This window comes from Blautia segnis (assembly GCF_014287535.1).
GTDB lineage: Bacteria > Bacillota > Clostridia > Lachnospirales > Lachnospiraceae > Blautia_A > Blautia_A acetigignens.
In genome coordinates this window covers 20,330-34,101 of record NZ_JACOOT010000008.1, presented here as the reverse complement: position 1 = coordinate 34,101, position 13,772 = coordinate 20,330, and the positions used below count along the sequence as shown (strand labels likewise).

Sequence of the window (13,772 nt, the reverse complement as noted above, 5' to 3'; positions counted from 1 at the left end):
AAAATCAGGCTTTGTTTGTGACTGTTGGGGATTTTTCTCACAAGCCCAAAAATCTGTTGAAATTTGGGAAAAGTTGCGCTATAATGAGCCCGACGAAAAGAAATGGAAAAAAGTGTTACATGTTGAAAGGAGAATATTGACATGAAGGTATCTAATATTAAAGACATTGAGAAATTTTTTAGTGTAGTAGACAGCTGTGCAGGTAAAGTAGAGCTGGTAACTGGCGAAGGAGACAGACTGAACCTGAAATCTAAATTATCACAGTATGTATCTCTTGCAAACATCTTCTCCAACGGTGAGATTCCGGAGCTTGAGATTGTTGCATATGAGAAAGAAGACATTGATAAGCTTATGCACTTCATGATCAACGGCTGATCTGCATAAATCTGTGAATTTGGGATAATATATCAGGGGGGATGTGACATTGTCATGTCCCCTTTTCTGACAGGTAGGGCAAACTAGGGCCTTTTTCAAACATGCTCTAGCCCTGCCAAGAGGCAAAGAACCAGGGGGTATTTATGCTTCCTGGTCAAAACATGTTATGCGAAAATCCCGGTGCCGAATAAAGCATTCTTGGAATTTTTTGAAAAAAAATTCTGAAGATGCGAATCTGGTGCCCCGTAGAATAGAAAGGGGAAATACAAAATGGTAAAGATTGACATTATCTCCGGTTTCCTTGGAGCCGGTAAAACAACACTGATCAAGAAGCTTCTGAAAGAGGCTTTTGAAGGCGAGCAGGTAGTACTGATCGAGAATGAGTTTGGTGAGATTGGTATTGACGGCGGTTTCCTGAAGGATGCAGGTATTGAGATTCGTGAGATGAATTCCGGATGTATCTGCTGCTCTCTGGTAGGTGATTTCGGTGCTTCTCTGAAGGAAGTTGTAGAGAAATATCATCCGGACCGTATCCTGATCGAGCCATCAGGCGTAGGTAAGCTTTCCGACGTGATCAAGGCTGTACAGGGTGTTGAGGAAGATGTAGACATCCAGCTGAACAGCTACACCACAGTAGTGGATGCAAAGAAATGCAAGATGTATATGAGAAACTTCGGCGAGTTCTTTGACAACCAGGTACAGTATGCCGGCGCTATTATCATGAGCCGTACCGATATTGTAGATGAGAAGAAAGCTATGGAGTCTATGGAGCTTCTTCGTTCCATCAATGAGAAGGCTGCTATCATCACTACTCCAATTGAGAAGCTGGACGGCAAGAAGATCCTTGAGGTTATGGAGCATCCGGTTTCCCTGGCAGATGAACTTCTGAAGGAAGAGCATGAGCACCATCATCACCACGATCACGATGAGGAGTGCGGCTGCGGACATGACCATGATCACGAGCATCACCATGACCATGATGAAGAGTGCGACCACGATCATGAGCATCATCATCACGACCATGACGAGGAGTGCGGCTGCGGACATGACCACGATCACGAACATCATCACCACGACCATGATGAAGAGTGCGGCTGCGGACATGACCACGATCACGAGCATCATCACCACGACCATGATGAGGAGTGCGGCTGTGGACATGACCATGATCACGAGCATCATCACCACGATCACGATGAGGAGTGCGGCTGCGGACATCATCATGATCATCACCATCATCACGCAGACGAAGTATTCACAAGCTGGGGACGTGAGACAATCAAGAAATTCACACGAGAAGGTCTTGAGAAGATGCTTGAAAGCCTTTCCACTTCAGAGGAATATGGCGTAATTCTCCGTGCAAAGGGAATGCTTCCGGCAGAGGATGGAACCTGGATCTACTTTGATATGGTTCCGGAAGAAACTGAGATCCGTGAGGGATCACCGGAGTACACAGGACGTCTCTGCGTGATCGGTTCCAAACTGAAGGAAGACAAGCTGGCTGAACTTTTCGGCGTAGCATAATGACAGTAAAAAATACAGGGAGGTTTCTGTAACATGGATGAAATTACAGTACCGATTTATCTCATAACCGGATTCCTGGAAAGCGGCAAGACCTCTTTCCTCAGCTTTACCCTGCAGCAGGATTATTTTCGCACAGAGGGCAAAACACTTCTTATTCTCTGCGAAGAGGGTGAGGAAGAATATGATGAGGATGCCCTTGCAAAGGACAATGTTGTCATAGAGGTTATTGAGAAGGAAGAAGAGTTTACACCGGAGCGTCTCCAGGCTCTTGATATTATCCACCAGCCGGAGCGTGTGGTTATGGAATACAATGGAATGTGGCTGGTAAGCAAATTTGAGGAAATGCGCCTTCCCCAGGGCTGGGGCATTGAGCAGCACATCACCTGTGTGGATGCAAGCACATTTCAGGTTTACATGCAGAACATGAAATCCCTTTTCATGGATATGGTCCGCAATGCGGATATGGTAGTGTTCAACCGCAGCAAGATGGAATATCCTCTTTCCAATTTCCGCAGAAGCATTAAAGTGGTAAACCCAAGTGCCGAGGTTATTTTTGAGGATGAAGAAGGGGAGATGACAGATATCTTCGCAGATCAGATGCCATTTGACCTGGATGCAGATATCGTGGATATTCCGCCGGAAGATTACGGTATCTGGTTTGTGGATGCCATGGATCATCCAGATCGTTACGTTGGTAAAACACTGCGCTTCAAGGCCCGTGCAAGACGTCCGAGAGGAATGGGAAGCAAGTTCTTTATTCCAGGACGTACTGCTATGACCTGCTGTGCAGATGACACTTCTTTCCTTGGCTATATCTGCAAGAGTGCTTATGCGCCGAAGCTGAAGCCAGGCGAATGGGTAGAGGTAACTGCCAAGGTTGCGTTTGAGAACCGTTCAGAATACCAGGGCGAGGGAATCGTGCTCTATGCAGAGAATGTAACTCCATGCGAGCCGCTGGCAGATGAAATGGTTTACTTTAACTGATGAATATAAGGATTGTAGATTATGTATTTAGTTGTTGGACTGGGAAACCCCGGGAAGCAGTATGAGGCGACCCGCCACAATATGGGGTTTGATACAATTGACGTGCTTGTGGAGCGTCATAAGATTCCACAGGGCGGCGTAAAATTTAATGCCATGTATGGCTCCGGCTTTATCGGCGGCGAGAAGGTGATTTTCATGAAGCCTTTGTCTTTCATGAATCTCAGCGGCGGTCCGGTGCAGGAGATGGCAGCATATTTCAAGATTGATCCGGAGAGCGAGCTGATCATCATCCAGGATGACATTGACCTGGAGCCAGGACAGCTTCGCATCCGCAAGCAGGGCAGCGCAGGAGGCCACAATGGCCTGAAGGATATCATCGGCAGACTGGGCACACAGAAGTTTATGCGTGTGAAGGTCGGCGTAGGCGCTAAGCCAAAGGGATGGGATCTTGCTGATCATGTGCTTGGACGTTTTTCAGCAGATGACCGCAAGCTTGTGGATGAGGCCATTGAGCTTGCCGCAGATGCAGTAGAAAAAATCATCACAGATGGTCCGGATGCGGCCATGAATGAATATAATCGAAAGAGGGTTACTGAGTAGTTAGCTCAGCAATATACTTCGTGATGCATAGAAAACAGTAATGAAGGAAGTCCAGTCAGTAAGCTGGGCTTCTTTTGCCCCTGGAACTTTTTTTCAATATGCTCCTGGGGCGGCAAAAATCGATAAAGGAGGAAAGCCATGCTTTCATTTACCCAGCCCCTGAAGGGGATGGCAGAATTTGAAGAAATAGAAAAAAGCCTTGAGAAGAACCAGGGAATTGTTCAGATCACAGGCTGTCTGGAGTCCCAGAAGGCGCACCTGATCCATGGACTTTCCGGCAAAGCACCCTTGCGCCTTGTAATCGCAGGAGATGAGCGCCAGGCGAAGGAAACCTTCGAGGACCTGCGCTTTTATAATAAGGATACCCTGTTTTATCCGGCGAAGGATCTTTTGTTTTTCCAGGCAGATATTCAGGGAAATCTGCTGATTCGCCAGAGAATGTGTGTGGTAAAGGCGCTTCTGGAGCAGGAGGACCTGACTGTTGTCACAAGCATTGACGGCTGTATGGACTACCTGATGCCCCTGGAAGAAATCGGCAAAAAAGTACTGCATTTTTACGGGGACAGCGTTATCAATATGGATCTTTTGAAAAAGGCGCTGGTGGATCTGGGCTACGAGCGGGTAGGCCAGGTGGAAATGCCGGGACAGTTTTCCGTGCGGGGCGGAATTGTGGATATTTACTGCCTGACAGAAGAGAATCCCTGGCGAATCGAGCTGTGGGGAGACGAAGTAGATTCCATTCGAAGCTTTGACGCGGAGAGCCAGAGGTCCCTGGAAAACCTGGACGAGATCGCCATCTATCCGGCAGTGGAATGGACCAGCGGCAAAAGGCTGGTATCCTTCCCGGATTATTTTCCCAGGGAAAAAACACTGCTGTTTCTGGATGAGCCCAACCGTATTCTGGAAAACGGACTTGGCGTAGAGGAAGAGTACCGCCAGAGCCGTATGCACAGGGAGGAAAAGGGGGAGCAGGATCTTCCGGTACAGTGGCTGTGTGAATTTTCCAAAGTGCAAAAAGAATTGAATAAGTGCAGGGCAGTTTCTTTGTCTGCACTGGAACCGCGGGCTGTGGAGTGGAATTTTGCTCCGGAGAAATTTAATCTGACCGTGCAGAGCGTGACCTCCTACAACAGCAGCTTCGAGCTTCTTGTGGAGGATCTGAAGAAATATAAGAAACAGGGTTACCAGATTGCCCTGCTTTCTGGTTCTCGTACCAGGGCGGAACGACTGGCGAAGGACCTTCGGGAAAATGACCTGAATGCTTTTTACGGACAGGACTATGACCGCCAGATTCATCCAGGCGAGATTATGGTAATGTATGGTCATGCCCGGAAAGGCTTTGAGTATCCGCTGATCAAGTTTGCGGTGATCACGGAAACAGATATTTTCGGTCAGGAGCAGAAAAAAAAGAAAAAGAAGAAAACCTACAATGGAAAGCGAATCCAGGATTTTGCAGAGCTTTCCATCGGGGATTATGTGGTTCATGAGAAGCATGGACTTGGAATTTACCGGGGAATCGAGAAGGTGGAAGTGGACAAAGTTGTCAAGGACTACATCAAGATCGAGTACCGGGACGGAAGCAATCTGTATATTCTGGCAACCCAGCTGGATGCCCTGCAGAAATATTCCGGCGCGGACACTGCCAAGACGCCGAAGCTGAATAAGCTTGGAAACCAGGAGTGGAACCGCACCAAGTCAAAGGTAAAGGGCGCGGTCAAAAATATCGCCAAAGAGCTGGTGAAGCTTTATGCGGTGCGCCAGGAAAAAGAGGGATATGTATGCGGACCGGATACCGTATGGCAGCGTGAGTTTGAGGAAATGTTCCCTTATGAGGAAACCGAGGATCAGCTGAATGCCATTGAGGATACCAAGCGGGATATGGAGAGCACCAAGATCATGGACCGTCTGGTTTGCGGTGACGTTGGCTATGGCAAAACGGAGGTTGCCCTTCGCGCTGCCTTTAAGGAAGTGCAGGAGAGCAGACAGGTTGTGTATCTTGTGCCTACCACCATTTTGGCCCAGCAGGTTTACAACACATTTATCCAGAGAATGAAGGAGTTCCCGGTGCGAGTGGATCTTCTCTGCCGTTTCCGAACTTCTGCCCAGCAGAAAAAGACCATCCAGGATCTGAAAAAGGGCCAGGTGGACATTGTGATCGGTACCCACAGAGTGCTTTCCAAGGATGTGGAGTACCGGAATCTGGGGCTTTTGATCATTGATGAGGAGCAGCGTTTCGGCGTTACCCATAAGGAGAAGATCAAGCAGCTGAAAAAGGATATTGATGTGCTTACCCTGACTGCAACGCCGATTCCCAGAACCCTCCATATGAGCATGATCGGAATCCGTGACATGAGCGTGCTGGAGGAGCCGCCTATGGACCGTATGCCTATTCAGACTTATGTTATGGAGTATGACGAGGAGACCGTTCGCGAGGCAATCGGAAGAGAGCTTCGGCGAGGAGGACAGGTTTATTACGTTTATAACCGGGTGACAGATATTGACGAGGTTGCCCTTCGGATCAGCAAGCTGGTTCCGGAAGCCAGGGTGGATTTTGCTCATGGACAGATGAGCGAGCGGGAACTGGAACGGGTAATGTATGACTTTATCAATGGGGATATTGATGTGCTGGTTTCTACCACGATTATTGAGACTGGGCTGGATATTTCCAATGTAAATACCATGATCATCCATGATTCTGACAAATACGGACTTTCCCAGCTTTACCAGTTAAGAGGACGAATCGGGCGCTCCAACAGGACGGCCTATGCCTTCCTTATGTACAGGAGAAATACCATGCTGCGGGAAGTGGCGGAGAAACGTCTTTCTGCGATCCGGGAATTTACAGATCTTGGAAGCGGGTTTAAGATCGCAATGCGTGACCTGGAGCTTCGCGGCGCAGGAAATCTGCTGGGAGCGCAGCAGCATGGACACATGAATGCAGTGGGTTATGACCTGTACTGCAAAATGCTCAGCGAGGCGGTCAAAGAGGCGAAGGGCATTCACACAATGGAGGATTTCGAGACCACCATTGATCTGAATATGGATGCGTTTATCCCGGATACTTATATCAGCAATGAGTTCCAGAAGCTGGACATTTACAAGCGTATTGCGGGAATTGAGTCCCAGCAGGAGTATGATGATATGCTGGAGGAGCTGATCGATCGTTTCGGTGAGCCGCCGAAAGCTGTTTTGAATCTGCTTGCCATTGCAAGACTGAAGGCTGTGGCTCATCAGGGATATATTACAGAAATCAAGCAGCTGCAAAAGGAAATCCGCATTACCCTTTATGAAAGTGCAAAGCTGAACCCGGAGGGAATTCCGCCGCTGGTTGCCAAATACCGCAGACAGCTGCAGTTCAAGCCGGACAAAGAGCCGAAATTCCTGTTTGCGCCGGTGGGGGATATTGTGCAGGCACTGACGGTGTTTGCGAAGGAACTGATGGAACTGGTGGAAGAGGAAGGAAAGAGCGAAAAGCAGTAGACGGCTGGGCTGTTGAATGCTTTCGGATATTTTGATTTAAAGTAGGCTTTGGGTGGGGAAAATCCGATGGAAATTCGCGAAAATTGTGTGAATTCTATCAGATTTTCCCCTTTCTACTTGCCCTCATGGAAAAAAAGTTTTATACTCTTATTAGCGTGTCCGCATTGGGGAATCATGCCGGCTGTGCGTGATGACTCAGTGGCACATCAGTGAAAGGGTAATTGGTGATCAATATGAAGAAAATCGTGAAGAACACAACCGTAGTGGCATTAAGTGGCGTAATGGCAATTGGAATGCTTTCCGGATGTGGAAGTAAGTCTATAGATGGAGAGAAGACCGTTGCAACTGTGGATGGCACAGACATTCCTATGGGGGTTGTAAGTCTGTACGCACGTGAGTCACAGGCACAGACGGTTGCCATGTATAAGAGCTTTATGGGAAGTGCTGGAAATATCTGGAGCCAGGTTGTAGACGAAGATGCTGGCACTACATACGGCGAGCAGGCTGTAGGACAGTTCCTGGAGCAGGTTGAGCTGATGTACATCATGAAGGAGAAGGCTGCAGACTATGGCGTTGAGGTTACTTCTGATGATGAGACTGCTATTGCAGATGCAGCAGCACAGTTTATGCAGGACAATGACGAGGACACTCTGAAGGAGCTTGCTGTTTCCGAAGATCAGGTTAAGACTCTTCTGGAGCTTGAGACTTACCGACAGAGAATTTACGATCCGATCCGCAACGAGGCTGAGGTTAACATAACGGATGAGGAGGCACAGCAGTCTTCTTTCAGCTATGTAAGTATTTCCATCAGTGGAGATGACCTTACCGATGATGATATTGCTACCCGCAAGGAGCAGGCACAGGAGATCCTGGATAAGATGAAAGAGGATCCGACAGCAGATATGGGCGAGACAGCCAAGGCTGTTGATGATACTTACAGCGGACTGACCGGAACTATTTTCACAAATGACAGTGATGACGAGGATATTTCCAATTCCTATGATGATGCAGTTGTTGAGGCTCTTAGAACTCTGAAGGACGGAGAGGTTTATGATGAGCTGGTTGAGACAGATACCAACGTATATGTTCTTCGTATGGACAAGGTAAATGATGAGGATGCAACTGCTTCCAAGAAGGAATCCCTTGAGAATACCAAGCGCAGCAACTATTATTCTGAGACAACCCAGCAGTGGCTGGATGATGCAGAGATCACTGTGAATGATAAGGTGCTTGCTACTTTGACAATTACAGATGACCACAGCTTCACAATCAAGGATACCACCGCTGATACAAGCGAGGATGCAGGCACAGATACTGCAGCAGATACCAGTGAAGCAGCTGATTCTGAGGACAGCGAGGCAGCTGACAGCAGCGAGGACACGACTGCAGCTGATGATACAGAAGAGACAGATGCAGCGGAGAGTACAGACAGCACCGATGAGACTGCTGCAGACGAGAGTGCCGACAGCGAGACTGCAAGTACAGATTCTGCTGATACTGCCGAGGAAACAACTGAGGAAAACTAAGAATCGCTAAACGATAATTGAAGTTCTTAGGTAAACGAATGAGAACTGCATAAGTTGGATAACATGATAAAAGAGCCTGCCTGGGGAAGATTCGGGCGGGCTTTTTTGGCAGATGGTGCAGCGCCAGACGAGTTGCCAAGAGTTGATGTTCAAATATCAAATGAAGGAGAAACGCATGAAAAAAATACTTCTCATTGCTACCGGAGGTACCATTGCTTCAAAATATACAGCAGATGGACTGGCACCGCAGATTTCGGCGGAGGAATTGCTGGAATATATTCCGGAGGCGAAAGAATTCTGTACCATTGATACGGTGCAGCCTTTTGCCCTGGACAGCACCAATGTGTGTGCAGATCACTGGCTGAAGCTGGCGAGACTGATTGAGTCGAAATATGAATTTTATGACGGGTTTGTGCTTTGCCATGGAACCGATACCATGGCATATACAGCTGCGGCTTTGTCTTATCTTATTCAGAATAACCGCAGGCCCATTGTAATTACCGGAGCGCAGAAGCCTATTGATCTGGCAATTACAGATGCAAGGTCTAATCTGATGGACAGTCTGCGGTTTGCTTCCCATGACCGGGCCCATGGAATTTCCATTGTGTTTGGAGGCAAGGTGATAGCAGGTACCCGGGCGAAGAAGGAATTTTCCAAAAGCTATAATGCTTTTTCCAGCATTAATTATCCGGATATTGCGTCCATCCATGATCAGAAAATTATTTTCTACATTGATGACAAGGACCAGTCTACCAAACCACTGGTGTTTTACCATGAGATGAACCAGAAGATTTTTCTTCTGAAGCTGATACCTGGAATTGACGGGAAGGTGCTGGATGCCCTTTTCCCGGCTTATGACGGGCTGATCATTGAGTCCTTCGGTGTGGGCGGGCTGCCTCATTATGAAAATGACGATTTCATGGAGGCAATCGGGCACTGGATCGAGGCTGGGAAGCCGGTGTGCATGGCGACCCAGGTTACCCATGAGGGCAGTGATATGGAAGTTTACCAGGTGGGAAAAATCATCAAGGAGCGTTTCCCGGTGCTGGAGTCCTATGACATGACTCTGGAGGCGTCTGTGACGAAGATGATGTGGGCGCTTGGGCAGACACGGGATATGGAGAAATTTAAGGAACTGTTTTATACGACGATTAATCATGATCTGCTATTTTTATAGAAGGAGCTTATACACATGAACAAAAAAGAGATTTCCGAAATCAAGAAGCAGTTTACACCAGCCAACTGCGACATTACCCGCATTTGCGGCTGCTATGTAGATGCTGAGAAAAATAAAAAGACAGAGCTGAAAGAAGCATTTCTTTCCCTTTCCGAGGAAGAGATGTTCAAATATTTTGAGATTTTCAAGAAAACACTTTCCGGTACACTGGGAAAGAACCTGATGAATATGGAGTTTCCATTAGAGGAGGAAAAAGAGGGCGGCAAGCACGAATTCCTCATGAAGCTTCGCAAAAGCAAGTTAAAGGATGACCAGCTGATCGAAAGCTTTTACGACAAAATTATCGAGAACTATGACTACCCGGAGAATTATTACATAATCCTTGTCCATGCCGTATACGATATTCCGGGAAAAACCTCTGACGGCATTGAGATGGACGACGCTTCCGAGGAAATCTACGAGCACATTCTTTGCAGCATCTGCCCGGTGAAGCTGTCCAAGGCGGGACTTTGCTATAATGCGGAAGCAAACCTGATCCAGGACCGTATCCGCGACTGGATCGTGGAAATGCCGGAAAATGGATTTCTTTTCCCGGTGTTTAATGACAGAAGCACAGACATTCACGGAATGCTCTATTACGCCAAGAATGCAGAGCAGCTCCATGATGTTTTTGTGGACGAGATGTTCGGATGCACAGCGCCGCTGTCAGCTGGCGGACAGAGAGATTCCTTTAACCTGCTTGTGGAGGAAACTCTTGGCGAGGACTGCCAGTACGATACAGTTGTGAACATTCATGAGAAGCTGAACGAGATCATCGAAGCCCAGAAGGATTCTCCGGATCCGGTGGTACTTACCAAATCCGAGGTGAAGCGCCTTTTTGAGGACTGCGGCGTAGAAGAGGAAAAGCTGGAAACCTTCGATGACCAGTATGACGTGGCAGCCGGAGAAAAAGCCACCATGGTTGCCTCCAACATCACCAACACCCGCAAGTTCGAGATCAAAACCCCGGACGTTGTCATCCACGTTGAGCCTGAGAAAGTAGAACTGGTCGAAACCCGCATCATCGACGGCCGCAAATGCCTGGTAATCCCCATGGAAGATGTGGAGATCAACGGCATTCGCGTGAGAATGGGCGGTGAGAGCAGTGAACATGATGACTATGATGACTATGAGCAAGCGTTGGAGTAATCTCTGTTAATTGATACGACGTGTATAAACGACATTTGTCAAGTACAGTATAGAAAAGAGGAATCCGTATGACCCTGGCACAGCTTCGCTATGCGATTACCGTAGCGAATTCAAATTCTATGAATGAGGCAGCGCGTACACTTTTTATTTCACAGCCAAGTCTTTCGTCGGCGATACGGGAGTTGGAGGAGGAAATTGGGGTGGAGCTTTTTCGAAGGACCAACCGTGGAATTTCGGTAACTCCTGAGGGGGAGGAATTTTTAGGCTACGCCCGTCAGGTGGTAGAACAGTACGCCCTGATCGAATCCAAATATATTTCCAAGGAACAAACCAAGAAGAAATTCAGTGTTTCCATGCAGCATTATACCTTCGCGGTCAATGCCTTCGTGGAAATGGTCAAGCAGTTCGGAATGGATGAGTATGAGTTCGCGGTCCACGAAACCAGGACCTATGACATTATTACCGATGTAAAGGATTTCAAAAGTGAGATTGGAATCCTGTACCTCAATGATTTCAACCGCAAAGTCCTGGAGAAGATTTTCCACGAGTCCAACCTGGAATTCCATCCCATCCTGGAATGCAGCATCTACGTCTACATGTGGAAAGGGCATCCCCTGGCCGACCGCGATCTGATCACCCTGGAGGACCTGCGCGAGTACCCCTGCCTCTCCTTCGAGCAGGGCACCTACAACTCCTTCTACTTCGCCGAAGAAGTTCTGAGCACCTACGAATACAAGCGTCTCATCAAAGCCAACGACCGCGCCACCCTCCTGAACCTGATGGTGGGCCTTAACGGCTACACCCTCTGCTCCGGAATCATCTGCGAAGAACTCAACGGCTCCGACTACTGCGCCGTGAAGCTAGACTCCGACGAGGTCATGACCATCGGCTACCTCGCTAGGAAGGGCACCACGATCAGTAAATTAGGGCAGAAATATCTGGAGGAAATTGCCAAATACAAAGACAAAGCATTACGATAATCCACTCACTTACGCAAACTTCCATTTGCAACTAAAGCTGAACCTAATCACCCACTACACCCCCCGCTGGCGTCCACCTTAGCTATAGCTTTATCCTATAACTAGCCCTAACTTTTAAGAATTAACACTTTTACTCCAATTGTGTTATAGTAACCATATCGACGATGAAACACCACTTAAAGGAAAGAGGAAAGACATGTCTTCAATATTAATCCAAGATGTGAGCAAAACCTTCGAAACCAAAGACGGTTCTGTACATGCCCTGAAAAACGTATCCCTCTCCATTGAATCCGGAGACATCTACGGAATCATTGGAATGTCCGGTGCAGGAAAAAGTACCCTGGTACGCTGTATGAACTTTCTGGAAGTACCATCCGAAGGAAAAGTATTAATAGACGGAAAATCCCTCAGCGAATTTTCCCCAAAAGAACTCCGCAAAGAGCGAGAGAAAATAGGAATGATTTTCCAGCATTTTAACCTGCTCATGCAGAAAAACGTACTGGAAAACGTCTGCTTCCCACTGTACATCCAGGGGAAGAAAAAAGCCGAAGCAAGAGCAAAAGCCCTGGAGCTTCTGGAAATCGTAGGACTGGCAGACAGAGCGAAAGCATATCCCGCACAGCTCTCCGGTGGACAGAAACAAAGAGTGGCAATCGCCAGAGCCCTGGCCTCCGATCCACAGATCCTGCTCTGTGACGAAGCCACAAGCGCCCTGGATCCCCAGACCACATCCTCCATACTTGAACTTTTGCAGGACATCAATCAGAAATTCGGAATCACCATTGTGATCATTACCCACCAGATGTCAGTTGTCCGTGAGATTTGTACTCATGTGGCAATTATGAAAGACGGTGAAGTAAAAGAACAAGGCCTTGTAGAAGAAATCTTCAGCCACCCGAAATCACAGGTAGCCAAAGAACTGATCAGCAAGGATTCTGGAAACGATGTAGAAAGCAAAAAGCTTACCCAGTCAGAAATCCAGGACGGCGAAATCGTTCGAATCGTATTCTCTGAGAACTCCGCATTCGAACCAGTAATCGCAAACCTTATATTAACCTTCCACGAACCTGTAAACATTCTGAAGGCAAACACCAAAAACGTAGGCGGTGTAGCCAAAGGAGAAATGATTCTCCAGTTCATGAGTGACAGTACCAATGTACCGGAGATGAAGAAATTCCTTACAGAACGTGGACTTGAGATAGGGGAGGCGAACTGATTATGTGGACGAAACAAGTAACCGATATGATAATCGCAGGTGTAGGGGAAACATTATATATGACCCTGTTTTCCACCTTCTTCGGATATGTATTTGGAATGCCTCTTGGAATCCTGCTGAAAGTATCCGACAAAGAGGGTCTGCGGCCAAACGCAGTACTATATAAGATTCTGGATGTGATAGCAAACATTTTCCGAAGCATCCCATTCCTGATCCTGTTGATCCTGCTTATTCCATTCACCAGATTTCTGGTAGGAAAAAGCTATGGAACCACAGCCACCATCGTACCTCTTACCATTGCGGCAATCCCTTTTATCGGACGAATGGTAGAGTCTTCCTTAAATGAGGTAGACCCGGGAGTTATCGAGGCTGCAAGATCCATGGGAGCAAGCAATCTTCAGATCGTATTTAGGGTAATGCTGGTAGAAGCAAGAACATCCCTGATCTCAGGAGCTACCATTGTAACAGGAACTATCCTTGGTTACTCCGCAATGGCAGGAACCGTAGGAGGAGGCGGACTTGGAGACATTGCAGTACGTTACGGATACAACCGCTGGCAGACGGACATCATGCTGGTGACCGTTATCCTTCTGGTAGTACTGGTACAGATTTTCCAGACAATTGGTATGTTCATAGCCAACAAGCTGGATAAAAGAAAATAAGCCACAGATTATTTTATAAGAAATGGTATCTGTGAGCAGTAACCAAAATCGATAATTGAC

11 protein-coding genes are annotated in these 13,772 nt (G+C 47.5%); all 11 read left to right on the top strand.

Annotation, left to right across the window (positions count from 1 at the left end; translation table 11 throughout):
* Positions 1-141: 141 nt before the first annotated feature.
* The 11 genes from H8S54_RS02910 (at position 142) to H8S54_RS02860 (ending at position 13,712) form a co-directional block, all read left to right on the top strand.
* Entirely contained in the window at positions 142-375 is a 234-nt protein-coding gene (locus tag H8S54_RS02910; protein WP_021926479.1) for a hypothetical protein, read from the top strand.
* A gap of 270 nt (positions 376-645) precedes the next feature.
* Positions 646-1,899, top strand: coding sequence for a CobW family GTP-binding protein (locus H8S54_RS02905; protein ID WP_117849369.1), 1,254 nt, complete (start codon positions 646-648; stop codon positions 1,897-1,899).
* 33 nt (positions 1,900-1,932) lie between these two features.
* The gene (locus tag H8S54_RS02900) at positions 1,933-2,883 is read left to right on the top strand and encodes a TIGR03943 family putative permease subunit (protein WP_021926477.1); all 951 of its coding nucleotides are present in this window, start codon (positions 1,933-1,935) and stop codon (positions 2,881-2,883) included.
* Positions 2,884-2,904: 21 nt separating this feature from the next.
* Positions 2,905-3,483 carry an aminoacyl-tRNA hydrolase gene (gene pth / locus H8S54_RS02895; protein WP_173767034.1) on the top strand — a complete coding sequence of 193 codons (579 nt, stop codon included), beginning with the start codon at positions 2,905-2,907 and terminating at the stop codon, positions 3,481-3,483.
* Between the two features lie 138 nt (positions 3,484-3,621).
* Entirely contained in the window at positions 3,622-6,963 is a 3,342-nt protein-coding gene (gene mfd, locus H8S54_RS02890) for a transcription-repair coupling factor (protein WP_117849367.1), read from the top strand.
* 233 nt (positions 6,964-7,196) lie between these two features.
* A complete protein-coding gene (locus H8S54_RS02885) occupies positions 7,197-8,489 on the top strand; it encodes an FKBP-type peptidylprolyl isomerase (RefSeq protein ID WP_173767030.1) in 1,293 nt (430 codons plus the stop codon).
* Positions 8,490-8,664: 175 nt separating this feature from the next.
* Complete coding sequence (locus H8S54_RS02880) at positions 8,665-9,666, top strand: asparaginase (protein WP_021924377.1); 1,002 nt, start codon at positions 8,665-8,667, stop codon at positions 9,664-9,666.
* A 15-nt stretch (positions 9,667-9,681) separates the two neighbouring features.
* Positions 9,682-10,854: a DUF4317 domain-containing protein gene (locus H8S54_RS02875; protein ID WP_021924378.1), complete on the top strand. Its 1,173-nt coding sequence runs from the start codon at positions 9,682-9,684 to the stop codon at positions 10,852-10,854.
* A gap of 68 nt (positions 10,855-10,922) precedes the next feature.
* Positions 10,923-11,834: a LysR family transcriptional regulator gene (locus H8S54_RS02870; RefSeq protein WP_021924379.1), complete on the top strand. Its 912-nt coding sequence runs from the start codon at positions 10,923-10,925 to the stop codon at positions 11,832-11,834.
* Positions 11,835-12,030: 196 nt separating this feature from the next.
* Positions 12,031-13,050, top strand: a complete 1,020-nt coding sequence (locus tag H8S54_RS02865) for a methionine ABC transporter ATP-binding protein (protein WP_186900866.1) — start codon at positions 12,031-12,033, stop codon at positions 13,048-13,050.
* Between the two features lie 2 nt (positions 13,051-13,052).
* Positions 13,053-13,712, top strand: coding sequence for a methionine ABC transporter permease (locus H8S54_RS02860; protein WP_117849363.1), 660 nt, complete (start codon positions 13,053-13,055; stop codon positions 13,710-13,712).
* The last annotated feature ends 60 nt before the right edge of the window (positions 13,713-13,772 follow it).